The sequence below is a fragment of the Streptomyces sp. NPDC057950 genome (assembly GCF_042887295.1).
Taxonomy (GTDB): Bacteria; Actinomycetota; Actinomycetes; order Streptomycetales; family Streptomycetaceae; genus Streptomyces; species Streptomyces kaempferi.
On record NZ_JBHVPP010000008.1, the window covers coordinates 260,584 to 284,282 of the forward strand.

At 75.5% G+C, this 23,699-nt stretch carries 18 protein-coding genes; 12 read left to right on the forward strand and 6 right to left on the reverse strand.

The features are described from left to right. Positions 1-42 precede the first annotated feature (42 nt). From ACFVTC_RS16160 to rfbD, 6 genes are all read left to right on the forward strand, one after another. Positions 43-5,430, forward strand: coding sequence for an amino acid adenylation domain-containing protein (locus ACFVTC_RS16160; RefSeq protein WP_390127314.1), 5,388 nt, complete (start codon positions 43-45; stop codon positions 5,428-5,430). A gap of 761 nt (positions 5,431-6,191) precedes the next feature. Next, on the forward strand, positions 6,192-6,596 hold the full coding sequence (locus ACFVTC_RS16165; protein ID WP_390127316.1) for a TauD/TfdA family dioxygenase: 405 nt from the start codon (positions 6,192-6,194) through the stop codon (positions 6,594-6,596). A gap of 65 nt (positions 6,597-6,661) precedes the next feature. Next, positions 6,662-7,903 carry an ATP-dependent carboxylate-amine ligase gene (locus tag ACFVTC_RS16170; RefSeq protein ID WP_390127318.1) on the forward strand — a complete coding sequence of 414 codons (1,242 nt, stop codon included), beginning with the start codon at positions 6,662-6,664 and terminating at the stop codon, positions 7,901-7,903. After that, the gene (locus ACFVTC_RS16175; protein WP_390127320.1) at positions 7,900-9,894 is read left to right on the forward strand and encodes a hypothetical protein; all 1,995 of its coding nucleotides are present in this window, start codon (positions 7,900-7,902) and stop codon (positions 9,892-9,894) included. Before ACFVTC_RS16170 ends, ACFVTC_RS16175 begins: the two co-directional genes overlap by 4 nt. 10 nt (positions 9,895-9,904) lie before the next feature. Next, positions 9,905-11,206 carry an MFS transporter gene (locus tag ACFVTC_RS16180; RefSeq protein ID WP_390127322.1) on the forward strand — a complete coding sequence of 434 codons (1,302 nt, stop codon included), beginning with the start codon at positions 9,905-9,907 and terminating at the stop codon, positions 11,204-11,206. A gap of 414 nt (positions 11,207-11,620) precedes the next feature. Continuing rightward, positions 11,621-12,499 carry a dTDP-4-dehydrorhamnose reductase gene (gene rfbD, locus ACFVTC_RS16185; RefSeq protein ID WP_390127324.1) on the forward strand — a complete coding sequence of 293 codons (879 nt, stop codon included), beginning with the start codon at positions 11,621-11,623 and terminating at the stop codon, positions 12,497-12,499. An 86-nt stretch (positions 12,500-12,585) separates the two neighbouring features. Here rfbD and ACFVTC_RS16190 read toward each other — a convergent pair whose 3' ends face one another. Genes ACFVTC_RS16190 through ACFVTC_RS16200 form a run of 3 tightly spaced genes read right to left on the reverse strand, consistent with a single transcriptional unit; the run spans position 12,586 to position 13,459 of the window. Further along, entirely contained in the window at positions 12,586-13,089 is a 504-nt protein-coding gene (locus ACFVTC_RS16190; RefSeq protein WP_390127326.1) for a hypothetical protein, read from the reverse strand. Further along, on the reverse strand, positions 13,083-13,325 hold the full coding sequence (locus ACFVTC_RS16195) for a hypothetical protein (RefSeq protein WP_390127328.1): 243 nt from the start codon (positions 13,323-13,325) through the stop codon (positions 13,083-13,085). The genes ACFVTC_RS16190 and ACFVTC_RS16195 overlap by 7 nt, the downstream gene beginning before the upstream one ends. Then, positions 13,322-13,459, reverse strand: coding sequence for a hypothetical protein (locus ACFVTC_RS16200; RefSeq protein WP_168525281.1), 138 nt, complete (start codon positions 13,457-13,459; stop codon positions 13,322-13,324). Before ACFVTC_RS16200 ends, ACFVTC_RS16195 begins: the two co-directional genes overlap by 4 nt. 197 nt (positions 13,460-13,656) lie before the next feature. Between ACFVTC_RS16200 and ACFVTC_RS16205 the strand changes: the two genes are divergently transcribed. Beyond that, a complete protein-coding gene (locus ACFVTC_RS16205; protein ID WP_390127329.1) occupies positions 13,657-14,118 on the forward strand; it encodes a DUF2871 domain-containing protein in 462 nt (153 codons plus the stop codon). A 121-nt stretch (positions 14,119-14,239) separates the two neighbouring features. Here ACFVTC_RS16205 and ACFVTC_RS16210 read toward each other — a convergent pair whose 3' ends face one another. Further along, positions 14,240-14,866, reverse strand: coding sequence for a TetR/AcrR family transcriptional regulator (locus tag ACFVTC_RS16210; protein ID WP_390127331.1), 627 nt, complete (start codon positions 14,864-14,866; stop codon positions 14,240-14,242). Positions 14,867-15,051: 185 nt separating this feature from the next. On the opposite strand from ACFVTC_RS16210, the gene ACFVTC_RS16215 reads away from it, so the two are divergent. Further along, positions 15,052-16,698, forward strand: coding sequence for a condensation domain-containing protein (locus ACFVTC_RS16215; RefSeq protein WP_390127333.1), 1,647 nt, complete (start codon positions 15,052-15,054; stop codon positions 16,696-16,698). A 301-nt stretch (positions 16,699-16,999) separates the two neighbouring features. Here ACFVTC_RS16215 and ACFVTC_RS16220 read toward each other — a convergent pair whose 3' ends face one another. Next, positions 17,000-18,178, reverse strand: a complete 1,179-nt coding sequence (locus ACFVTC_RS16220) for a glycosyltransferase (protein WP_390127335.1) — start codon at positions 18,176-18,178, stop codon at positions 17,000-17,002. A gap of 277 nt (positions 18,179-18,455) precedes the next feature. Between ACFVTC_RS16220 and ACFVTC_RS16225 the strand changes: the two genes are divergently transcribed. Then, complete coding sequence (locus ACFVTC_RS16225) at positions 18,456-19,856, forward strand: NDP-hexose 2,3-dehydratase family protein (protein WP_390127336.1); 1,401 nt, start codon at positions 18,456-18,458, stop codon at positions 19,854-19,856. Beyond that, positions 19,853-20,851: a Gfo/Idh/MocA family protein gene (locus ACFVTC_RS16230; RefSeq protein ID WP_390127338.1), complete on the forward strand. Its 999-nt coding sequence runs from the start codon at positions 19,853-19,855 to the stop codon at positions 20,849-20,851. Before ACFVTC_RS16225 ends, ACFVTC_RS16230 begins: the two co-directional genes overlap by 4 nt. Before the next feature lie 177 nt (positions 20,852-21,028). Here the strand turns inward: ACFVTC_RS16230 and ACFVTC_RS16235 are convergent, their stop codons facing one another. Next, positions 21,029-21,448 carry an ester cyclase gene (locus ACFVTC_RS16235; RefSeq protein WP_168525295.1) on the reverse strand — a complete coding sequence of 140 codons (420 nt, stop codon included), beginning with the start codon at positions 21,446-21,448 and terminating at the stop codon, positions 21,029-21,031. 191 nt (positions 21,449-21,639) lie between these two features. Between ACFVTC_RS16235 and ACFVTC_RS16240 the strand changes: the two genes are divergently transcribed. Together ACFVTC_RS16240 and rfbB are read left to right on the forward strand one after the other, a co-directional pair. Further along, entirely contained in the window at positions 21,640-22,707 is a 1,068-nt protein-coding gene (locus ACFVTC_RS16240) for a glucose-1-phosphate thymidylyltransferase (RefSeq protein WP_390127341.1), read from the forward strand. Further along, positions 22,704-23,696 carry a dTDP-glucose 4,6-dehydratase gene (gene rfbB, locus ACFVTC_RS16245; protein WP_390127342.1) on the forward strand — a complete coding sequence of 331 codons (993 nt, stop codon included), beginning with the start codon at positions 22,704-22,706 and terminating at the stop codon, positions 23,694-23,696. Before ACFVTC_RS16240 ends, rfbB begins: the two co-directional genes overlap by 4 nt. The last annotated feature ends 3 nt before the right edge of the window (positions 23,697-23,699 follow it).

The window sequence follows — 23,699 nt, forward strand, 5'->3', positions numbered from 1 at the left end:
GCCGTCCGTCCTTCCGAGCCGCTGTCGAAGGAGCGAGCCCGTATGTCACTCTCCGGCCTGATCGAGCAGCACGTCCGTACGCGGCCCGGGGCGACCGCCGTCACCTACCCCGCGGCCGACGGCCCCGGCGTCCGGCTCACCTACCGGGAGCTGAGCGTGGCCGCCAACCGTCTCGCCGCCCATCTGCGGGCGCTGGGGGTCGGTCCCGGGGACCGGGTGGTGACCGCGCTCGGGCCGGGCCCGGGTCTGGTGACCGCCTTCCTCGCGGTGGTGCGGGCCGGCGCGGCGTACGTGCCGGTGGACCCGGCCCATCCGGGCCTGCGCCGCCGGCTGATCGTGCGGGACAGCGCGGCGCGCGCCGTGCTGACCGAGGGCTCCGGCGCCGGGGAGTACGCGGGGCTGGACGCGGTGGCCGTCGACCTGGACGCGGACGCCGGCCTGATCGCGGCCCGGCCCGGGGACCTGCCGGCCGTGCGGCCGGGGCCCGGGGACGCGGCCTACGTCTGCTACACCTCCGGGACCACCGGCACCCCCAAGGGCGTCGTCGTCCCGCACCGCGCCGTCCTCGACCTGGTCACCTCCACCGACTACGTGCGCCTGACACCCGAGGACGTGGTCGCCCAGGCCGCCAACCCCGCCTTCGACGCGGTCACCTTCGAGGTCTGGTCGACCCTCGCCGCCGGTGCCCGTCTGGTCGGGCTGGCCAAGGACACCGTCGTCGATCCGGCCCGCTTCGCCGCCGCGGTCCGCGAGCACGGGGTGAGCACCGTGTTCCTGACCACCGCGCTGTTCCACCAGATCGCCCGCGAGCGGCCCGACGCCTTCGCCCCGCTGCGCACCGTCCTGTTCGGCGGCGAGGCCTGCGACCCGCGCCGGGTACGGCAGGTCCTGGCGGCCGGCGGCCCGGGGCGGCTGCTGCACGTGTACGGGCCCACCGAGACCACCACGTTCGCCACCTGGCACGAGGTGACCGGGGTCGCGAAGGACGCGCGGACCGTGCCGATCGGACGTCCGCTGGGTGCCACCGTCGCCGTCGTGGTGAGCGCGGACGGCCGGCCGGCCGCGCCGGGCGGCAGCGGTGAACTCCTGCTGGGCGGGCCGGGGCTGGCCACCGGCTACCTGGACCGGCCCGAGCTGACCGCGCAGCGGTTCGTCGAGGACCGCTTCACCCCCGGCGGCGGCCGGCTGTACCGCACGGGCGACCTGGTGCGGCTGCGCGAGGACGGGGAGATGGAGTTCACCGGCCGGGTCGACAACCAGGTCAAGCTGCGCGGCTTCCGCATCGAGCTCGGCGAGATCGAGTCGGTGCTGACCGCGCACCCCGCGGTGTCCGAGGCGGTCGTGTCGGTGCACACGACCCCCGAGAACACCGCGACCCCCGACGACACCGCGAACACCGAGAGTGCTGAGAGTGCTGAGAGCGCCGCGGGCGGGGAGCGGCGTCTGGTGGCGCACGTGGTGCCGGCCGCGCACCGGGCCGCGGCGCGGGAGAGCGAGCAGCTCACCGAGTGGAAGGAGATCTACGAGACGCTCTACGACGACGCCGCCGAGGTCGCGTACGGGGAGAACTTCGCGGGCTGGAACAGCAGTTACGACGCCCGGCCGATCCCGCTGGAGCAGATGCGGCAGTGGCGGGCGGCGACGGTGGAGCGCATCCGGGAGCTCGGCGGGCGGCGCGTCCTGGAGATCGGTGTCGGCACCGGTCTGCTGATGGCGCGGCTGGCCGGCGCGCCGGAGTGCGAGGAGTACTGGGCGACCGACTTCTCCGCCTCCGTCATCGAGGCGCTGCGCGCGCAGACCGGGGCGGACGAGCGGCTGCGCGGCAAGGTGCGGCTGAGCTGCCGTGCGGCCGACGACCTGGACGGCCTGCCTGCGGGGCACTTCGACACCGTCGTCGTCAACTCGGTCGTCCAGTACTTTCCCCATCTCGCCTATCTGCGTTCCGTCGTCGAGGGGGTGCTGCCGCTGCTCGCGCCCGGCGGTTCGGTCCTCCTGGGCGATGTCCGCAACCTCGACCTGGCGCCCTGCCTGCAGACCGGCGTCGAACTCGCGTCCCGCGCCGGGCAGCCGCGGCCTGGCGACGGCGCGGACGTGTGGCGCGCCGTCGAGCAGCGGGTGGCGCTGGAGACCGAACTCCTGCTCTCGCCGGCGCTGTTCGCCGCCTGGGCGCGTGAACTGCCCGCCGTGCGCGCGGTGGACGTGCGGGTCAAGCGCGGCGGCGCGCACAACGAACTGACCCGCTACCGCTACGAGGCGGTGCTGTCGACCGCCGCCCCCGTTCTGGACCTCTCCCCCGCGCCCCGTCTGGTGTGGGGCCGTGACGCCGCCTCCCCGGCCGGCGTGGAGGCGTACCTGCGTACGCGGCGGCCCGCCGCCGTGCGGCTGGCCGCCGTGCCCAACCGGCGGGTGCACGGCGAGTGGGCGGCGATGCGCGCCCTGCGGGACGGCGCGGCGGGCCTCGCCGGCGCCGCGGCCCATCTGGGCGAGGGCGGGAGCGCGCCCGACCCGGAGGAGCTGTGCGCGGCCGGGGAGCGCGCCGGCTACCGGGCCCTGCCGACCTGGTCGGCCGAGGAGGGCCGGCTCCTCGACATCGTCTTCGTCGACCCGGCGCAGGTGGCCGCCGGTCCCCTGACCGGTGTGTACGCGGGCCCCGAGGTGCCCGCCGGGGCCTGCGCCAACACGCCGACCGCGTTCGGGAGCACCGTCGACACCGAGGTCGTCCTGCGCGCCTATCTGCAGGAGCAGTTGCCGGACTACATGATCCCGTCGGCGCTGATGACGCTGGCGGCGCTGCCGCTGAACGCCAACGGCAAGGTGGACCGTGCCGCGCTGCCCGCGCCCGCGTTCAGCGCCGACCGGCCCGGCACGCCGCCCGGCACCCCTTTGCAGGAGATCGTCCGTGACCTGTTCGCCGAGGTGATCGGGGTGCCGCGGCGTACCGTCCACGCCGACTCCGACTTCTTCCGGATCGGCGGGCACTCGCTGGCCGCGGCCCGGCTGCTGGCCCGGGCGCGGGCGGTGCTGGGTGCCGACCCGGGCAGCCGTGCCCTGTACGAGGCGCCCACTCCCGCGTTGTTCGCCGCTCTCGTCGGTGACCGGCCGGCCGACGCCACCGGGCCCGGCCGGGCCTGCGCCGGGGAGGGCTGCGCGGTGCTGCCGCTGCGGCTGCGCGGCGCGCTGAGCGTACGGGCGCTGGAGGAGGCCCTCGGGGACCTGGGGCGCCGTCACGAGGCGCTGCGCAACAGCCGGCTGGGGTCGGCGGGCACCCGGCTGCGTACCCTGGCCGCCGACGACCACCTGCTGGAACTCACGGTGCCCGCCGGCCTGGTCGACCTGTGGTCGCACACCCCGCTGGCCGCCGAACTGGCCCTGGCCTACGGGGCGCGGGCCACCGGCGATGCCCCGCACCGGGACGGCGGCATGCCGCAGGCCGCTCCCCGGGCGGCGGCCGGTGATCTTCCGCCCACCGTGCTGCCGGGCAGCGGGCGGTCCCCGGCCGGCGGCCGGGACGGCGGCCGTCTCGACCTCGACTTGGACGCGGGCCTGCACGAGCGGCTGGTCCGGCTGGCCGCCGAGCAGGGCGCCACCCTGTTCATGGTGGTGCACGCCGCGCTCGCGGCTCTGCTCGCCCGGCTCGGCGCGGGAGACACCATCACCCTGGCCGCGCCGGTGCCGGCCCGCGACAGCGCCGCCCTGCGCCGCGCCGTGGGACCCTACGGGAGGGTGCTGGCGCTGTCCGTGGACACCTCCGGCGACCCGGCCTTCACCGAACTGCTGCGGCGGGTGCGTGCCGCCGACCTCGCCGCCTACCGCGCCGGCGGCGCGGCCCTGGCCCGGCCCGGCGGCATCGCGCTGAGTGTCCTCGCGGAGAGCTGCGGCGAGTACGAGGCGGCCGGGCTCACCGTGCAGGCGGCCCCGCCGCAACTCCCGGCGCAGGACGCCGACCTCGGCCTGACACTGACCGAACGGCACACCCCGGCCGGTGCGCCGGCCGGCATCACCGTCAGCACCGCCTTCGACCACGAGAGTGTCGGTGAGAGGGCCGCCGCGCAGCTGACCGGTCTGCTGACCGCGCTGCTCGAAACCGCTCTGGACGCGCCCGCCACCGCCCTCAGCCGGCTGCGCACCGCGCCCGGTGCCCCCGCCGACGGTGCGCGGCGGTGGGCGGGAGAGGCGCTGGAGCTGCCCGAAGCGGGCGTCGCCGCCCTGTTCGCCGCGCAGGCCGCCCGTACCCCCGGCGCACCGGCCCTGGCGGGCATGGACTACGCCGAACTGGACGCCCGTTCCGACCTGCTGGCCCACGCCCTGCTCGCCCACCGGGCCGGCCCCGGCACCGCGGTGGCGACCGCGATCGCCTCACCGACCGGCTTCGCGGTCGCCGTCCTCGCCATCGCCAAGACCGGCGCCGCCTGCCTGCCGCTCGACCCGGCCCGCGCCCTGCCCGCCGTTGCCCGGCCCGCCGTCCTGCTCCTCGACGAGGCCGCCGACCGCGTGCTGCCGGCCGTCCCCGAAGCCGCCCGCCTGGTCCGCGACCCGGCCGCCGACCTGCTGCCCGCCACCCCCGCCCGGCCCGTCCGCCCGCCGCACCCCGCGCACTCCGCGCACCCGGTGGTCCTGGCCCCCGCCACACCGGACACCACCGGTACGGCGGAGGCGGCCGCGGCGGCGGGCCCGCTGGTGGAGATCGGCCCCGAGAGCGTCGCCGCCGCCACCCTCGCCCCGGCCGCCGACGCGGCCTGGCTGAGCGCCGGTTACCCGGACGCGGACACCGCCCTCGGCCTGCTCGCCGCCCTCGTCTGCGGCGCCCGTGTCCACCTGCCCGCCGCCCCCCTGGACGGTGCCGCGCCCGACGCCGTCCTGGAGTGGCTGCGCGGCTGCGGCGCGAGCGTGCTGCTGGGCGCCGCCGGCGAGACGCTCCTGGCCCGCGCCGCCACCGGGCACCTCACCCTGAGCGTGCCCGGCGGCTGGCCGGAGGGCCGGCTGCGGGTCGAGCACACCCCCGCCGGGCCCCGGCCCGCCCCCGGCCACCGCGCCTACGTCCTGGACGCGCAGCTGCGGCCCGCCGCGGCCGGCCGCACCGGAAGCCTCTACATCGCGGGCGCCGGCGTCGCCCACGGCTACACCGGCGCACCCGCCGCCACCGGCGAACGCTTCCTGCCGGACCCGCTGGCCGGCCCCGGGCAGACCGCCCTCATGTGGCGCACCGGCCGCGCCGCCCGTATCGACGCCGAGGGCCGGCTGACCGTCCTCGGCCCGACCCCGGCCGACGACCCCTTCGCCGACGAGTACGCCACCTTCGTCGTCCTGTCCGACGCCCGCGACCGCCACGCCCTGTGGCCGGCTGCCGTACCCGCGCCCGAGGGCTGGCACGAGACCCACGCCGAGGACCTGTACGAGCTGTGCCTGGACCACCTGCAGACCACCCGCTGAACCCGGACCACCCGCTGAACCGGCCCCGCGCCCGCAAGCGCCCACCGCGCCGGCACCCGCACCCGCACCCGTAGCCGTAGCCGTAGCCGTAGCCGTAAGGGATCCCGCCATGACCGTCATCGCCCCCGCCCGCCCCGCGCGTTCCTCCCGCCCGGCCGCCGCCCCCGCCGGTCCCCCGCCCGCCCCGGAGCCGGCCGGCGACCCCCGCCACCACGTCCTCGACCTGACCGCCCGCGAGGCCCGCGCGGCGCACGCCCTGGCCGCGTCCTGCGCCGAGACGTTCAAGGCCGCCGACGACCCCCGGTTCGTCGACGAGGCCCCGGTGATCGCCCACGAACTGCCGCTCGCGGTCCGCCGCCACCTCAACTCCGCCCGCCGCGACGAGAACACCCACGCCACCCTGGTCCGCGGCCACCTCGTCGACCAGGCGGCCCTGGGACCCACCCCCGGCCACTGGAGCGCGGCCGACACCGAGGCGGGCCAGGTCCACGGCTGCCTGCTGGTGCTGTACGCGGCGCTGCTCGGCGACATCACCGGCTGGGCCACCCAGCAGGCCGGCCGGCTGGTGACCGACATCCTGCCCAGCAAGGGCTACGAGCACAGCCTCGTCTCCGCCTCCAGCGCACTGGAACTGGCCTGGCACACCGAGGACGCCTTCTCCCCCCACCGGGCGGACTGGGTCGGCCTGTTCGCCCTGCGCAACCCGGGCCGGGTGCCCACCACCGTCGCCCACGTCGACGTACGCCAGGTGCCCGGCGGACGTGCGCGCGGTGCTGGCCCAGCCCCGGTTCGCCGCCCTGCCCGACACCTCCCACGAGTTCGCCGCCGACGCTCCCGCGGCCGAGCCGGTCGCCGTCCTGTCGGGCCACCGCGACCTGCCGGTGCTCCGCGTCGACCGGGACTTCTTCACCGCGCTGCCCGGCGACCGGGCGGCCGAACGGGCCCTGGCCTGGCTGGTGGCGCACCTGGACGCCAACCTCACCGACGTGCTGGTGCCCACCGGCGCCGTCTGCTTCCTCGACAACCGCAACGTGGTGCACGGACGGCGCCCCTTCAGCGCCGGCTTCGACGGATCCGACCGCTGGCTCAAGCGCGTCAACCTCGTCCGCGACCTGCGGCGCACCCGGCCCGGCCGCCTCGACGGCGCCACCCGCGTCATCGGCTGACACCCCCGCCCGCACGGCCCCGCCCACCCCGGCCCCGCCGGCCCGCCCGACCTCTGGAGACCGCCATGCCCAGCACGCCCAGCACGCCCTCCCGCCCCGCCGTACTGCTCGTCGAAAGCCGCCGGGCCGCGTTCACCGACAGCGTCCTGGCCCGCGACGACGTGGACGTCGTCCTGCTGCGCTTCGACTGCGTGCCGCTGAGCGAGGACCACCTCCGGCGCACCGCGCACCTGCCCACGTTCACCCTGCGCACCGCCGCCCCCCTGCACGAGGAGGCCGCCCGCTACCTGCGCTGGATGAAGGGCACCCGGGGCCTGCCCCGGCCGCGGTTCTTCTGCAACCCCAACGAGGCGCTGCAGGACCGCGCCCAGCGCTTCGCCGCCCTCGTCGACCTGCCGCACCTCACCCCCCGCCAGGTCGCCTGGGTCCGCAACAAGAAGACCATGAAGGACCGTTACGCCGAACTCGGCATCCCGCACGCCGCCTACCGCGCCGTGCACAGCCTCGACGACGTCGCCGCGTTCGGCGACACCCACGGCTGGCCGGTCGTCCTCAAGCCCGTCGACTCCGACTCCTGCCTCAACACCTACCGCGTCGACTCCCCCGCCGCGCTCGCCGCGATCCCGCCGCTCGACCCCGCCCTGGACTGGATGGCCGAACAGTTCATCCGCGGCCGCGAGTTCCAGCTGTGCGCCGTCGTCGCCCGCGGCCGGGTCGTGGACGCCTACCTGTCGAAGAACCCCCGCCCGATCCTGGAGGTCCTCGACGGCGCGATCAACGCCAACATCACCTACGCGCCCGGTGAACAGCTCCCCGTCGACGCGCGGGCCCTGGCCCAGCGGCTCGCCGACGGCCTGCACCTGCCCTTCGGCTACCTGCACGGCGAGTTCTTCCTCACCGAAGACGGCTCCTTCTTCATGAGCGAGGTCGCCGCCCGCCTCAGCGGCTGCGAAGTCCCCGTCAACCACTCCCTCGCCTACGGGTTCGACTTCCTGCACGTCATCCTCGACACCTACCTCGACCGCGTCCCGCAGCCCGTCTACACCCGCGACCGGGCGGTCGGCGACCTGCTGCTGCCCACCCGGCCCGGCCGCGTGGTCCACATCAGCTCCGAGGAGGAACTGCTGCGGCTGCCCGGCGTGATCGGCGCCCACCTGGACGCCGCACCCGGCGACGTCCTCGACCCGCCCCGCGCCTCCCACGCCTCCACCGGCTACGTCCATGTCGAGGGCGCCACCGCCGACCAGGTCGAACAGCGCATGCAGGCCGTCCTCGACCACTTCGAGCTGAAGGTGGACCACCCGTGAACGCCCTGAGCACCCCCACCGCCCCGCCCCCCGTGCGGACTTCGGCCGCCGCCGGCGCCGGGCCGGGTGCCGGACGGCAGCCGCTGTTCGCCCCGTACACCTCGCTCGGCGACTACACGCGGGCCGTGGCCGGCGGCCGGGGACCCCTGCCGGTGTTCACCGGCCCCCGCACGGACCTGCTGGACGGCATCGCCCTGGCCGAAGAGGTCTACAGCGGCCTGCGCACCCCCGAACCCTGCGACACCGGCGTCGTGGCCGGCGGCCCGCTGCCCGCCGCGCTGACCGCGCTGATCCGCCCGCTGGCCCGCCACTGGGTGGACGACCCGCACGACCTGCCGGACACCGGATCCGTACTGCTGGTCGGCGCGTACGCCCACCTGCGCGCCGACGCCGTGCAGCACACCCTCGACGCCGCCCACGCCACCGGCCGCCCCCTGTCCCTGCTGACCGGCCGCGACGTGCACAGCCTCAGCTGGATGGCGGCCAAGCAGTACGCCCGCGTCAGCGCGGACGCCCCGGTCGGTGTCCTGTCCGAACTCGACGCCGCCGCCCCCGCGCCGCAGGCCGACGTCTGGCTCGGCGCCGCCGACGTCCACCGCCTCGACGTCCGGCGGATCGCCCTCGGCCAGGTGTGGCGGCGGGTGCTCTTCCACGGCAACGGCAAGGACGACCAGCTCAACCTCGGCCAGTTCACCCTGTGCGGAGCGAGCCCCGCCGCGGCCGCGCCCGGGATGCCCGGACCCCGCTGCGCCTACGGCCTGGGCTGCACCAAACCGCAGGACAAACTCATCCCCGCCCGCGGTATCCGGGCCGCCGAACTCGTACTGGCCAACTGCTTCAGCGGCGCCCTCGCCGGCCACGCGATGTACGACCCGAAGTACCTCATCCTCCTCAACGCGCTCGACGGGCCCGCGCAGACCGTCGTCGCCACGCTCACCGCCTGCGACGGGCAGCGACCGGAGAACCTGGCCTGGCTCACCGCCACCGCGGACGCCGGCAGCGCGGCCGTCGCCATGAACCGGCAACTGCGCGACATCAACCCCTACCCGGCGTTCGTCCAGGCCGGCCTGCAGTCCTCCGGCCTCGGCCCGTCCCACCCCCACTCCCCCGCCGACCCCCACACTCACACCCACACCCACACCGCCGACGCCTTCGAGTCCTCCGGTTCCCCCCGCACCCTCGACTCCCCCGGCCCGAAAGCCCCTTACGACTCTCACGGCTCCGACGGCTTCCCGGACCCGGGCGGCCCGTACCCGCCGCTGCACCGGCTCGGCGCCCGCCTGTCAGGCTTGCTCGACAGCGGGCTGCTGGGCCCCGACTACCCGCTGCGCCCCCGGCTGCGGGCGCTGGCGGACACCGTGCTGCGCGACGCGGTACGCACCGTGGCCCGCTCCGCACCGGAGGCCGGCCCGGCACTGGCCGCGATCGCCGCCGAGACCAAGTCCCTCGACCTCGCGCTGGCCCACCGCTTCGCCAAGCACCACGACGACCCCGTCCTCGCCTTCCCCACCTACTTCGGCGAACGCAGCACCGCCGCCGCGCCCGTCGCGCTCGACGCCCCGTGCGCCTGCGGCCGACCGCTGCGCTCCTACCGCCGTCACGGCCGGGTACCGGCGATCGCCGACACCGTCCAGACGGTGTGCGCGCGCTGCGGCGACGTCGCCAACGCCCACACCGGCGCCGTCGCACTGCGCGTGAAGGCACCCGCCGAGACGGCCGCGGGCAGCACCCTGCACGTGGTGGTGGAGGCGGTGGCCCCCCGCGACGGCACCCTCAACCTGGGCATCGTGCTGCCGCTCTACCTCGACGCCCGGGTGGGCCCCGTGCTGCGCCGCGTCGACGCGGTCGCCGGGCGGCGCGTCCACGCCGAGTTCACCCTCGACCTGGCACCCCGGGCCACCCCGCAGGCCTACTACTTCTGCCCCTTCGCCGTACAGGACCTGGGCGTGAGCGTCTCCCGGGTGCACTTCACCGTCCTGCCCCGTCCGTAGGGAGCCCGCCATGAGCCCCGCCACCGCCGCGCCCGCACACGCCCCGCGCCCGCGCGGCCCGCTCGGCCACCGCTCGTTCCGCCGGCTGGCCGCCGGACGGGCGCTGGTGTACTGCGCCAACGCGATGGCCCCTGTCGTGCTGGCCTTCGCCGTCCTCGACGCCTCCGGCTCGGCCACCGCCCTGGGTCTGGTCGTCGGGGCGCGCTCGGTGGCCAACGTGGCACTGCTGCCGGCCGGCGGGGTCGTCGCCGACCGGATGCGGCGCACCCTGGTCCTACGGGGTTCCGCGCTGGCCGCGTGCGGGGCGCAGACCGCGATCGCGCTGAGCGTGCTGCTGGGTCTCACCTCCCTCCCCCTGCTGACGGTGCTCAGCGTCCTCAACGGCGCGCTGGCCGCGCTGTCGCTGCCCGCCTCCGCCGCGCTGACCCCGCAGACCGTGCCGGCCGGCCTGATCCGCCCGGCCGGCGCGCTGATGCGGATGGGCACCAACCTCGGCATGATCGCCGGTGTGTCGCTGGGCGGCGCGGTCGCCGCCGGGTGCGGGGCAGGCTGGGGGCTGGCCTGCAGCGCGGCGGCGTTCGGCGCGGCGGCCTGGTGCTTCCTCGCCGTGCGCACCGGGCCGGGCGGCCCGCCCGGACCCGCGCCGGGCCGCACCCGTCCGCTGCGGGAACTGCGTTCGGGCTGGCGGGAGTTCACCGCGCGCCGCTGGGTGTGGATCGTGGTGGGGCAGTTCATGGTCGTCAACGCCGTGGTCGCGGGCGGCGTGCAGGTGCTGGGACCGGCCGTCGCCGATGCCACGTTCGGGCGCGGGGTGTGGGGCGCGGTGCTGGCCGCGCAGATGGCCGGGGCACTGCTGGGCGGTGTGTTCGCCGCCCGTTCCCGGGCCCGGCGGACCCTGCTGGTGGGAGTGGCGGCGGTGGCGGTGGAGGCGCTGCCGCTGGTGGTGCTGGCCCAGGGCGGCGGGGCGCTGCTGCTGGGCGCGGCGATGTTCGCCAACGGCATCGCGCTGGAGCAGTTCGGGGTGGCCTGGGACGTGTCGCTGCAGGAGAACATTCCCGCCGACCGGCTGGCGCGCGTGTACTCCTACGACGCGCTGGGCTCGTTCGTGGCCCTGCCGGTGGGCGAGATGGCCGCGGGTCCGGTCGCCGCGCACGCCGGGACGAGCGGCGCGCTGCTGGGCGGGGCCGCGCTGGTGGTGTGCGCGACCGCGGCGGCGCTGTGCAGCGCCCAGGTGCGCTCGCTGACCGCCGCCCCGCCCGTGACGCGCTCCGTCCGGCCGGTCCGGCCCGCCCAACCCGCCCAACCCGCCTAGCCCGCCTAGCCCGGCAGGCCCGGCAGGCCCGTCGGCCCGGCAGGCCCGTCGGCCGGTCGGCCCGTCGGCCCGCGTGGGTCGCTGCCCGGTCCGTGTCCGGCCGTCGCGGGAGTGCCGTGCGGGAAGGTGTGGTCGCCGGTGTGCTGCCGGGCCGGGTGCGGGAAACGTGTGGGCTGTGCGACGGTGCCCGCGGCCGTCCCGTGCCGGGGGCCGCTCCGGGGACACGGCCATGTGCGGGACACGGCCATGTGCGGGACGCGGCCGGACGTGCGGGGCGTGCGGGACGGCCCGTGCGGGGGCATGCACGGACGGGACGAGTGGGGCGGGGTGAGCCGTGCCGCCGCGCGCCCCGGGCGCGGGACGTGTTGTCTCCCCGGCCCGCAGGCCGGGCCCCTTTCACGCGAGGAGCGGTCGATGACACGCTGGCTGGTCACCGGGGGCGGCGGGGCGCTGGGCCGCGAGGTGCGGGCGCTGCTGGCCTGCGGACAGGTCACCGCGCCCGGCCGGGCCGGCCTCGACATCACCGACCCGCGGGCCGTCCGTGCCGCGGTCGCCGGCCACGACGTGGTGGTCAACTGCGCCGCCTGGACGGATGTCGACGGCGCCGAGAGGGCCGAGGCCGCGGCGACCGCCGTCAACGGGACGGGCGTACGTCACCTGGCCCTCGCCTGCCGCCGCACCGGCGCCCGACTGCTGCACGTCTCCAGCGACTACGTGCTGCCCGGAGACGGCACCGAGCCCTACTCCGAGTCGGCTCCGACCGGCCCGGTCAACGCCTACGGCCGCAGCAAACTGGCCGGCGAACGGGCGGTCGCCGAACTCCTGCCCGACACCGGCTACATCGTGCGCACCGCCTGGCTGTACGGCGAACACGGACGGAACTTCGTCGCCACCGTCCTCGGTCTGGCCTCCCGCGGGGACACCGTGGACGTCGTCGACGACCAGCACGGGCAGCCCACCTGGACCCACGACCTGGCCGGGCTGCTGGTCGCGCTCGGCCGCGTCGGCGACGCCCCGCCTGGCGTCTACCACGCCACCGCCGCCGGCCGCACCACCTGGTACGGCCTGGCCCGGGCCGCGTACGAACTCAGCGGGCTGGATCCCGACCGGGTGCGCCCGACCTCCTCCGCGGCCTCCGCCCGCCCGGCGCGCCGGCCCGCGTTCAGCGTCCTGGGCCACACCCGCTGGGCCGCGGCGGGCCTGCCCGCCCTCCCCGACTGGCGCGCGTCGCTCGCCGAGGCACTGCGCCGGCCCGCCTTCACCGCCCTCGCCTCCCGCGGCGTCGCCTCCTGAGCCGGGCCGGCGGTGCCCGGCCGCGCGGGCCGCTGCCGGGGTGCGGCGCAAGGCGCGGCGAACCAGGGTCCGGTGGGCGGGTGTCGTCAGTCCCGGCGGGCGGCGGTCCAGGCGGCGAGCTGTTCGGGGGTGACGTCCGGGTCGGCGACCAGGGAGGCCAGTTCGTCGTCCGCGGGGTGGCGGGTGGCCAGTGCCGGGCAGCGCCGGCAGCCGTCGACGCCGGCCTGCGCCCACCACTGGCAGCCGGCCCGCAGATGGCAGCGCGGCACCGCGCCGCCCGCCGGCGCCGGGTAGGCCGCCACCATCCGTTCCACCAGGGTGCAGTCACCGCCCCGGCGGTTGGCGCAGTCGGTGACGCAGTGCGAGGCGAACCGCAGGATCCGGCGCGGCTCGATGTCCTCGGGGATCTGGTCGAGCACCGCGGCGGCCGGGACCGCGTCGGCGAGATACGTCACCTGTCCGTCGAGGCCGGAGCGCACGCCCAGGACCAGCGACTCCGGGGCGTGCGCCGCCCCGCTGGGGCACCAGCTCGTACGGGTGTCCGTCCCGGCGGCGGCCGCGTCCGGGCGCGCGTGACCCCGCGTCAGCACGGCGGTACGGAGGAGACGTCGACGCTCATTCCCCGGGCCGCCGGGGACAACGGCGCGCCGGCGGCGGCCTGTTCCCGGGCGACGGCCGCGGCGATGCCGCGGGCCAGCTGCGCCCGTGAGGTGATGCGCTCCGGGCCGGCCGGTGTCCGCGCGGGTGCCGCGCCGGCGGCGGCCAGGACGAGTCCGGTGACCGCGACGGCGGCCGCGACGCCCGTGACGCCGCGGGGGTGCTTCATACGGCCTCCTCCGTGTCCCGGGGCGACGGCGGGGTGACGGGCCCGGGCGTGACCTGGGCGCTCGCCGCGCCCGCGGCGGCCAGGACCAGTCCGGTGACCGCGGCGACGGCCGCGACCGTACGGGAGTGCCTCATGCGGATGCCTCTCGTTGTGCGTGGACGAACCTCGACGCCCCAGCGTGGCCCGGGACTTCGCAGAGGCCCTTGAGGCCCGCTGGAGGGCCGCTCGAACGATCTCCGGAAACGCGCGAAGGGTTCAGGCCGGGGTGCTTCAATGGCCCCCGTGGGAGCCTGAATTGACCGGCAATGACCAGCAGGGAGCGAGCACGGGGATGCGGAAGTCGTATTACGCGGCACACGTCTACATGATCCTGGGAGTGATCTCCGGTCTGTATTACCGGGAGTTCACCAAAGCCAAAGACTTCGACGGTGACACCCAGCTGGCGCTCATGCACACCCACCTGCTCTCGCTGGGCATGATGGGTTTCCTCATCGTCCTCGCCCTGGACAAGCAGTTCGGGCTGTCCGGGACGAAACTGTTCACGTACTTCTTCTGGTTCTACAACGCGGGCATCGCGATCACCGTCGCCATGATGTTCGTGCACGGCACCGAGACCGTGCTCGGCGACCACGTGCCCGAGGCGGTGCCGCTCACCGCGGGCCTGGGGCACACCCTGCTCACGGTCGGGCTCATCCTGCTGTTCGTGCTGATCGGCAAGCGCCTCAACGAGCCCGCGAAAACCGGACCCTCCGAACCGGAGCAGCAGGCCGAGACGGCCGGCACCCCGGTCTGAACCACCGGCCCCCGGGACCGGCACGCCTCCGGACCACCGCGTCTTCGGACCACCGCGTCTTCGGACCACCGGGCGTCCGAGGCCGCGAGCGTGCGGGCCCGCGGTCCGGGCCGCCGGCGTGTCAGGCGGGCTGCGCCGCGGGCCCGAGCAGGACCTCGGTCAGCGCGGCCAGCCGCCGGCCGGTGAGGCCGGGGCGCAGACGGCGGCCCCCGCTGAGGGCGGCCAGGCCGTGCCAGGCGCTCCACAGGACCTCGGCCAGCAGTTCCCCGTCGCGGCCGGCCGCGACGGGCGCCACGGCGAGGCCGATCTCGGCGAGGACGTCCGCGAACGGCGCCGGCGTGTCCCCGCAAGCACCTCCCGAAGCGCCTGCGGGGGTGCCTGCGGGAGCGTCGTCGTCTCCCGGGTCGAGGGTGAGCATGGCCTGGTAGAGGACCGGCCCCCGCTCGGCGAAGTCGACATAGGCGCGGGCCACCGCGTCCAGCGCGCCGCGCGGCTCCGCCGTGCCCAGGCGGGCGGCGCGCAGAGCGGCGGCGAGTTCGGCGAAACCCTCCAGGGCGACCGCGTGGACGATGGCGTCCTTGTTCTTGAAGTGCTGGTACAGCACGGGCTGGCTGTATTCGATACGGTCCGCGAGACGCCGCGTGGTGACGTGGTCCCAGCCTTCGGCCTCGGCCATCTCGCGGGCCGTGGTGAGGATCAGGCGGTGGCGCTGGGCCTGCTCGCGCAGGCGTCGTTCTCGGAGCGTCATGGACCGACTTTAGCACTTTCAGCGATAATCGAGCTGTCAGTGATAGAGTTTCTGTCTTTGAAATTGACAGGGGGTTGCCGGCCCGCCGTACGGCGGGGCGGGCGCCGTCGTGCGGCCGCGTTCGAGCGGCCTTCGAGGCGCGGGCGCCAGCATCGGGGCACGACTGCCCACAGAGAGGGCCACCCATGCTGACGCCGACTCCCCTGGAGGAGCTGCTCGACCTGGCCGCGGACGTCATCGGCTGCGACCGGCGCGTCCTGCCGGCCGGGGCGGCGGGGTCCCCCTTCATCACGCTGGGCGGCGGCCTCGGGCAGGCCGTACGGCTGCAGGCGCGCGCCGAGCAGCAGCTGGGCCTGGCCGTGGACCTGGCCCAGTTGCTGGGCCCCGCCCCCCTCGCGGACGTACTGGCCCGGGCGCGGCCGGCGCCGGTGCGGGCACCGCTCCCCGCCGCGGACGGCGCGGAGCGGGCCGGGGCGGTACGGGCGCTGCTGCCGGGGCAGTCGGCGGCGCTCGCCGCCGAGCGGGCCGCCGGCGGCGGCGTGGTGGCCCGGATCGTCAGCGCCGAGCTGTCCGGGCCGCCGCAGACGGGTGCGCTGCGCCGCGCGCTGGCCGCCCTGAGCGCACGGCACGAGGGCCTGCGGACGGCCTTCGCCGCCACCCCGCGCGGCCCCGTACGGCGGGTGCTCGCCGTCTGCCCCCCGCCGCTGGTCACGCTGGAACCGGTGGCGGCGGCCCCGGGCGAGGACCTGGTGGCGGCGGCGCACGCACGGCTGGCCGTGCGGGCGGGGCGGCTGCTCGGCCGGCCCGGCCTGCCGCCGCTGGCCTTCGTGCTGACCCCGCTGGCGGCCGGTTCGCATCTGCTGTCGTTCGTCCACCACGACGCCGTGGCGGACAGCCGGTCGGCCGCCCTGCTGTGGCGGGAACTGCTCGCCGACTACGACCGCGCCGTGAGCCGCCGCCCGCTGGACCGCACCCCCCGCCCCGGTCCGGACAGGCCGGGCCCGGACGTGCCGGGCCCGGCGCGGGTGCTGCCGGCCGCACGCGCCGAGCGGCTGCGCTCCCTGGCCGCCGGCCTGGACCTGGCTCCCGCGGCGCGTCCGGCGGCCGCCTTCGACTTCCGCGGCGAGCGGCTGCTGTTCGGCCTCGGCGCGCGGCTGCGCGACGCGGCCGACGCGACGGCCCGGCGGGCCGGTGTGCCGCACAGCACGGTGCTGCTGGCCGCCTGGGCGCTGGCGGTGGGCCGGCACGCGGGCCGCGAACGGCTGCTGGTGGGCACCGAGATGCCGCGCCGGCCCACCGCGGAGCTGCTGCGCACGGCCGTGCCGTGCGCGGCGACGGTGCCGGTGGCCTGTGAACTGGAGGGCGGCGTCGACTACTTCCTGCGCGGTATCGCCTGCGCGTTCAGTGAGGCCCTCCAGTACGCGGACGCCGACGACGCGGATGCGGCGCGCGCCGCGGGGGCGCCCGCGGACCGCTTCCGCTTCCGCCCCGCCACGCCGCAGGTGACGTTCGCGGCCCGCGACGAGCTGCTGCCCGAGAGCCTGCGGGCGGGCGGGCTGACCGTGCGTTTCCACCACGGGCATCCGGGCGCCGTCACCGCGGACGCCGCCCTGACGGTGCTGCGCTGGCGCGAACAGCCCCTGCTGAGCCTGGAGTTCGCCTGCGCGCGCCTCACCCGCGCGCAGGCCGCGCAGCTCGCCCGCGCGCTGCGCGCCGCGCTGACGGCACTGGTGGCCTCTTCCCCGCACACGCCGGTCGAGGACCTGCTGGAGACACCGGCCGCGCGGGACGAGGCGCCCGCCGCCCGCCCTCTCCCCGTGCCCCTGCCCTGACTTGCGCCGTACGACGGGAGAGCGTCGTGTACGGCGGCACAGGCGCGCGGCAGGCACAGGCAGGCACAGGCAGGCACAGGCAGGCACAGGCAGGCACAGGCAGGCGCGTACCGGCGTCGTACGGCAGGAGGGCGAGGGCGCCGCACGGCGGCCGGGGGCATCCGGTGCGCGCGTACCGGGGGAGTGCACGCGCGCACCGGAGCCGGGGACCGGGCGGCCGGCGGATCGGCACCCGGAGGCGAACAGACCGAACGGGTCAGGCGGGTCGAGCGGGTCAGGCAGGTCAGGCAGGTCAGGCAGGTCAGGCGGTGAACTGCGGGAGGCGGGCGGCGGTTTCGGCGGGGCCGGGCATCGCGGCGATCTCGGCGGCGACCTTGCGGGCCGCGTCCCGGTAGCTCTCGTCGCCCAGGATGCGGCGGGCCTGTTCGGTGACCGCGTCGGCCGACAGGTCCCCGGCGAAGATCACTTCGCCGGCGCCCGCGTCGCGCACGGCGGTGCCGTTGGCGGGGCCGTCGGCGCCCTGCGGCAGGATCAGCTGGGGCAGGGCGGCCGCCAGCGCGGCCAGGGTGGTGCCCGCGCCGCCGTGCTGCACCACCAGCGCCGCCCGCTTCAGCGCCTCGGGCTGGGCCACCCACTCCACCGCCACCACGCGCTCGGGCAGTTCGCCCAGGTCGGCGACGGCCACCACGGGGCCGGTCGCCACCAGGACAGGCACCTCGAGCGGCAGCAGCCCGTCGATGACCGTGCGCAGCACCTCCACCGAGCCCAGGGCGGTGCCCAGGGTCAGGTAGACGAACGGACTGTCCGTGCCGCCGATGCCCGCGGGCAGTTCGCCCGGCTCGCCGTAGGCGACGGGGCGCTGCTCGATGCGCGGCAGCGGGGCGGCCAGGAAGCCGGGGTCCTGCAGGGAGGGCGGGCAGATGTCGATGTAGGTGGCGGCCAGTGCCAGCAGCCGGCCGTACGGCACGTCCACGCCGAGGTCGGCCGCGGTGGCCAGCAACTCCTCCTGGATCCGGGCCTCTTCGGGGCCCATCGCCATCACCCCGACGCCGTGCGCGACGGCGGGCACGCCCGCCAGCCGGGCGGCGAAGGCGGCGCCCGGGTTCATCGCCTCGTAGACGACGAGGTCGGGGCGCCGGCCGGCGAGGACGGGGGCGAGGTCGGCGGCCACCCAGCGGGGCAGCACCGAACCGAACACCTTCACATGCAGGTCCGCCAGCACCTCCGGCGGCACGTCCTGGGCGCCCAGGTCGGCGCCGTCGTGCTCGAGGGAGTCACTACCGCGCACTGCTTCCATGAACGCCTCGGGAACCGAGCGGCCCGCCGTCACCGGCTCCAGGCCGGCGGCCCGCAGGGCCGGGTGGAGCTGCTCGCCGGTGGCGAACACCACCTCGTGGCCCGCGGCGCGCGCGGCCTTCGCCAAGGGAAGCAGGGGATAGACGTGCCCGAAGTTGCCCGCGCTGGCAAAGAGGATTCTCATACCGCCTCAGCGTAGGGACGCCCGCCCCCTTTGTCTAGCGGTGACAATATACCTAGCATTGAAAGAAACCGGGAGGAGAAACCGGTGAGGAGGGAGCGGGCGGGGGCCGGTGGGCGGCCCGTCCCGCCCCTCCCCCGGGCCGGTGCCGGGGTGCGCCTCGAGGTGGCGTGCGGGGCGTTTCGAGGCGCCCTCCAGCAACGGCCGATCGCCCTGCCGGATCGTCGTGGGCGGCGGCCTGGCCCTGGGCGCGCGGGACACGGCGAAGGAGTCATGTTTTATGACCATCACCCAAGCGGTGCCCCCGGGTGCCCTCACCGGCCTCGGGCGGCGCTTCACGCTGTCGGCCCAGACCCTGGACAGCCCGGTGACACCCAACCCGGTCTTCCGCGAATGGTTCGCCGAGCAGCGCCGCGCCAACCGCTACGAGGTGCGCCGCATCCCCTTCCGCGAGCTGGTCGGCTGGCGCTTCCAGGGCGCCACCGGGAACCTGGTGCACGACAGCGGCCGGTTCTTCTCCGTCGAGGGCCTGCACGTGCGCACCGAGTGGAACGGGCACGCCGCGTCCTGGTCGCAGCCGATCATCAACCAGCCGGAGATCGGCATCCTGGGCATCGTCGTCAAGGAGTTCGACGGCGTCCTGCACTGCCTGATGCAGGCCAAGATGGAACCCGGCAACATCGAGACCGTCCAGCTGTCCCCCACCGTGCAGGCCACCCGCAGCAACTACACCGGGGTGCACCGGGGCGCCCCCGTGAACCACATCGAGTACTTCGCGCCGCCGCGCACCGCCTCACGGGTGCTGTTCGACTCCCTGCAGTCCGAACAGGGCTCCTGGTTCCTGCGCAAGCGCAACCGGAACATGGTGGTGGAAGCGCTCGGCGACGTCCCCGGGCACGAGGACTTCGTGTGGCTGACGCTCGGTCAGATCCACCAGCTGCTGCACGAGTCGAACGTGGTCAACATGGACGCCCGTACCGTGCTGTCGCTGATCCCGTCCTTCGCCGACGAGGGGCCCCCGCTGCACTCCATGGAGCACCTCCTCAACCGGCTCACCGAGATCAAGGCGCACCGGGAGCTGGTGCAGACGAGCATGCCGCTGTCGGCCGTGCGGCGCTGGCGGCGCACCGAGGACGGGATCTCCCACGACAGCGGCCACCACTTCACCGTCATCGCCGCGTCCGTGGCCGCCGCCAACCGCGAGGTCACCCGCTGGACCCAGCCGCTGCTCGCGCCGGCCGAACAGGGCCTGTCCGCGTTCCTGGTGCGCCGCATCGGCGGTGTGCCGCACCTGCTGGCGCACGCCCGCTCCGAGGCGGGTGTGCTGGACGTGGCGGAGCTCGGCCCCACCGTGCAGTGCCAGCCGGGCCGCGCGCTGACCCTGCCCGCACCGCGGCAGCCGCGGTTCCTGGACCTGGTCCTGCGGGCCGAGGCCGGCTCGCTGCTGTACGACACCGTGCAGTCCGAGGAGGGCGGGCGCTTCCACCACGCGGGCAACCGCTACGTCCTGATGGAGGTGGGCGGCGACTTCCCCGTCGACGTGCCCGAGGACTTCCTGTGGGTGACGGTGGACCAGATGTCCGCGCTGCTGCGGCACAGCAACTACCTGAACATCGAGGCCCGTACGCTGCTGACCGGGCTGCGCGCGGTCTGGGCGCGCGGCGGGGCGTACGCCCGGTGAGCGGGCCGGGAGGGCCGGGCGGCCCGGTGCTGCGTGTCGGCGTGCTGGGGTGCGCGGACATCGCCGGGCGGCGCATGCTGCCCTCGATGGCCCGTCAGCCGCTCGTCGAGGTGAGCGCCGTGGCCAGCCGCAGCCTCGACAGGGCGCGGTCGTTCACCGACCGGTTCGGCGGCACGCCGGTGGCCGGTTACGCGCGGCTGCTGGAGCGCGAGGACGTGGACGCGGTGTACATACCGCTGCCGCCCGAACTGCACGCGCGGTGGACACTGCGGGCGCTGGAGGCCGGCAAGCACGTGCTGTGCGAGAAGCCGTTCGCGCTGCTGCGGGCCGACGCGGACAAGGCGGTCGCTCTCGCCCGCGAGCACGGCCTGCTGCTGATGGAGAGCTTCATGTTCCTGCACCACTCCCAGCACGCACACGTCCGCCGGCTCCTGGACGACGGACTGATCGGCGAACTGCAGCTTTTCGGCTCCGAGTTCGGCATCCCGCTGCGCCCCGAGGGCGACGGCGCCCCGCGGCGCGCCAGCACCCTGCCCGAGGTCGCCGCCTACCCGCTGCGCGCCGCCCAGCTCTTCCTCGGCCCCGGCCTGCGGGTGGCCGGCGCCCACGTGCGCCCGGCCGGCCCGCACGGGCCCGCTCCCGCGGGCGGCGCGCTGCTGACGGCCCCCTCCGGGGCGGCCGCCCAGCTCGCCTACGGTGTCGAGCACGCCTATCGCAGCGGTTACGACCTGTGGGGCAGCGAGGGGCGGCTGCGGCTGGAACGCGCCTTCAGCACCCCCGACGAGCACGTCCCCGTACTGCACGTCGAACGCGGCGGCGCCGTCGAGGAGATCCGGCTCGCGCCGGACGCCCACTTCACCAACATCGCGGGTGTCTTCGCCCGCGCCGTCCTCGACGGCGAGGACTTCACCCCGCACACCGAGGCCGTCCTGGCCCACGCCCGGCTCGTGGACGAGGTGGAACAGGCCGCCGCCACCCTCCCGGCAGCCCCCTGACCGCCCCCTCCCCTCCCCCTGCCTCCCCCGGCCCCCTCCGGTCCCTTCCTCCGGCCGGCCGCCACCTGACCGGCGGCCGTCACCGCGCAGCGGGGCCGCAGCCGGAGCCGGGGGCAGGAAAGCGGCCCGGCGCGCACCGCGGGCGCGCCGGGCCGCTCCCGCCCGCCGGGGGCGCGGTTACGCGTCCTGGCCGGCGTGGATGTCGACGCCGAGCTGGCGGAAGAGGCCGGCCATGTCCAGCTGGTCCCAGTGCTCGGCCAGCAGCCCGTCCTCGACCCGCCAGAAGTCGATGGACTGGAAGCTGAGCGGACGGCCGGTGGCCTCGACGCCGAAGAAGGTGCCCTGGTGGGTGCCGGAGTACTCGAAGCGGCCGGCGATCCGGTCGCCCTCCACGACCAGGTCGTGGGTGACGACCTTGACGTCGGGGAACGCGGCGAAGATCTGCTCCCAGAACGCCGTGTTGGCCTCGATGCCGTCCTCGACGACCGGGTTGTGGTCGATGTGCCCGGGCGCGGTGTGCGCGCTCATGGTGCTCACGTCATGACTGTTGATCATGTCGACGAAGCGCTGGACGAGTTCACGGTGGTTGTCTGCCATGCCTGTGTGCCTCCCTGGGCTCGCGTCACTGGACGGCCGGGCGAAGAGGACCCCCAGGTCACCCCGTAAACCGCGCCACCGGCCGCTGCCCACCGAGGATCCCCACCGCCTCTCGAGCCGCCCTGGAGGGCGCCTGTGGGCGCGGCCCATCCCCGATCCCGGCTCAAGTGGCCGCTCCTAGCGTCGAAGCCATGAAGGCTCTCGTACTCTCCGGCGGGACCGGAACCCGCCTGCGCCCCCTCACCCACACATCCGCCAAGCAGCTGGTGCCCGTGGCCAACAAGCCGGTTCTCTTCTACGGCCTGGAAGCGATCGCGGACGCGGGCATCACCGAGGTCGGGATCATCGTCGGGGACACCGCCGACGAGATCATGCAAGCCGTCGGCGACGGCTCCAAGTTCGGGCTCGCCGTCACCTACATCCCCCAGTCCGCTCCCCTGGGACTGGCCCACGCCGTCCTCATCGCCCGCGACTTCCTCGCCGACGACGACTTCGTCATGTACCTCGGCGACAACTTCATCGTGGGCGGCATCTCGGATCTGGTCGGCGCCTTCCGCGCGCAGCGGCCCGCCGCCCAGATCCTGCTCACCCAGGTCTCCGACCCGCAGCAGTTCGGGGTCGCCGAATTCGGCCCCGACGGGCGGATCGTGGGCCTGGAGGAGAAACCGGAGCACCCCAAGAGCGATCTCGCGCTGGTCGGCGTCTACCTGTTCACCGACGCCGTGCACGAGGCCGTCCGCGCCATCAAGCCGTCCTGGCGCGGCGAACTGGAGATCACCCACGCCCTGCAGTGGCTGATCGACCAGGACCGCGACGTGCGCTCCACGACGATCTCCGGGTACTGGAAGGACACCGGCAACGTCGGCGACATGCTGGAGGTCAACCGGTCCGTCCTGGAACACGCCGAACCCCGCATCGAGGGCGACGTCGACGCCGCCAGCGAGATCATCGGCCGGGTACGGATCGACGAGGGCGCCCGCGTCACCGGCTCACGCATCGTGGGCCCGGCCGTCATCGGCTCCGGCAGTGTGATCACCGGCTCCTACGTCGGCCCGTTCACCTCCATCGCCTCCGACTGCCGCATCACCGACAGCGAGATCGAGTTCTCCATCGTCCTGGACGGCTCCTCGGTGCGCGGCGCCCGCCGCGTGGAGGCCTCCATCATCGGACGCAACGTGGAGGTGACCCCCGCCCCGCGGATCCCCGCCGCCCACCGGCTCATCCTCGGCGACCACAGCAAGGTGCAGATATCCTCATGACCACCACACGCATCCTCGTCACCGGCGGCGCGGGGTTCATCGGCTCGCACTACGTGCGCACCCTGCTCGGCGCGGGCGGCCCCGGCGACGTCCACGTCACCGTCCTCGACAAGCTCACCTACGCGGGCAACCCCGCCAACCTCGACCCGGTCCGCGGCCACCCCGGCCTCCGCTTCGTCCACGGCGACATCCGCGACACCCGCCTGGTGGCCGAACTCGTCGCCGGACACGAGCAGATCGTGCACTTCGCCGCCGAGTCCCACGTCGACCGCTCCATCCTCGGCGCCGCCGAGTTCATCACCACCAACGTGCTGGGCACCCAGACCCTGCTGGACGCGGCGCTGCGCCGGCCCGGCGGCCGGGCCCGCTTCCTGCACGTGTCCACCGACGAGGTCTACGGTTCCCTGGCCGAGGGGTCCTGGCCGGAGAGCGACCCGCTGCGGCCCAACTCGCCCTACGCCGCCTCCAAGGCATCCTCCGACCTGGTGGCCCTGTCCTACCACCGCACCCACGGCCTGGACGTACGGGTGACGCGCTGCTCCAACAACTACGGCCACCACCACTTCCCCGAGAAGGTCATCCCGCTGTTCGTCACCAACCTCCTCGACGGACACCGCGTCCCGCTGTACGGGGAGGGGCAGAACGTACGGGACTGGCTGCACATCGACGACCACGTGCAGGCCCTGGAACTGGTGCGCACCGGTGGCCGGCCGGGCGAGGTGTACAACGTCGGCGGCGGCACCGAACTGAGCAACAAGGAACTGACCACGCTGCTGCTGGACCTGGCCGGGGCGGGCTGGGACAGCGTCGAGCACGTGCCCGACCGGCTGGGCCACGACCTGCGCTACTCCGTCGACTGCGGCAAGATCTCCCGCGAGCTGGGCTACCGGCCCCGCAAGGACTTCACCCAGGGCCTGGCGGAGACCTTCGCCTGGTACCGCGACAACCGCTCCTGGTGGGAACCCCTCAAGCACAAGGCCGCCCTGTGAACG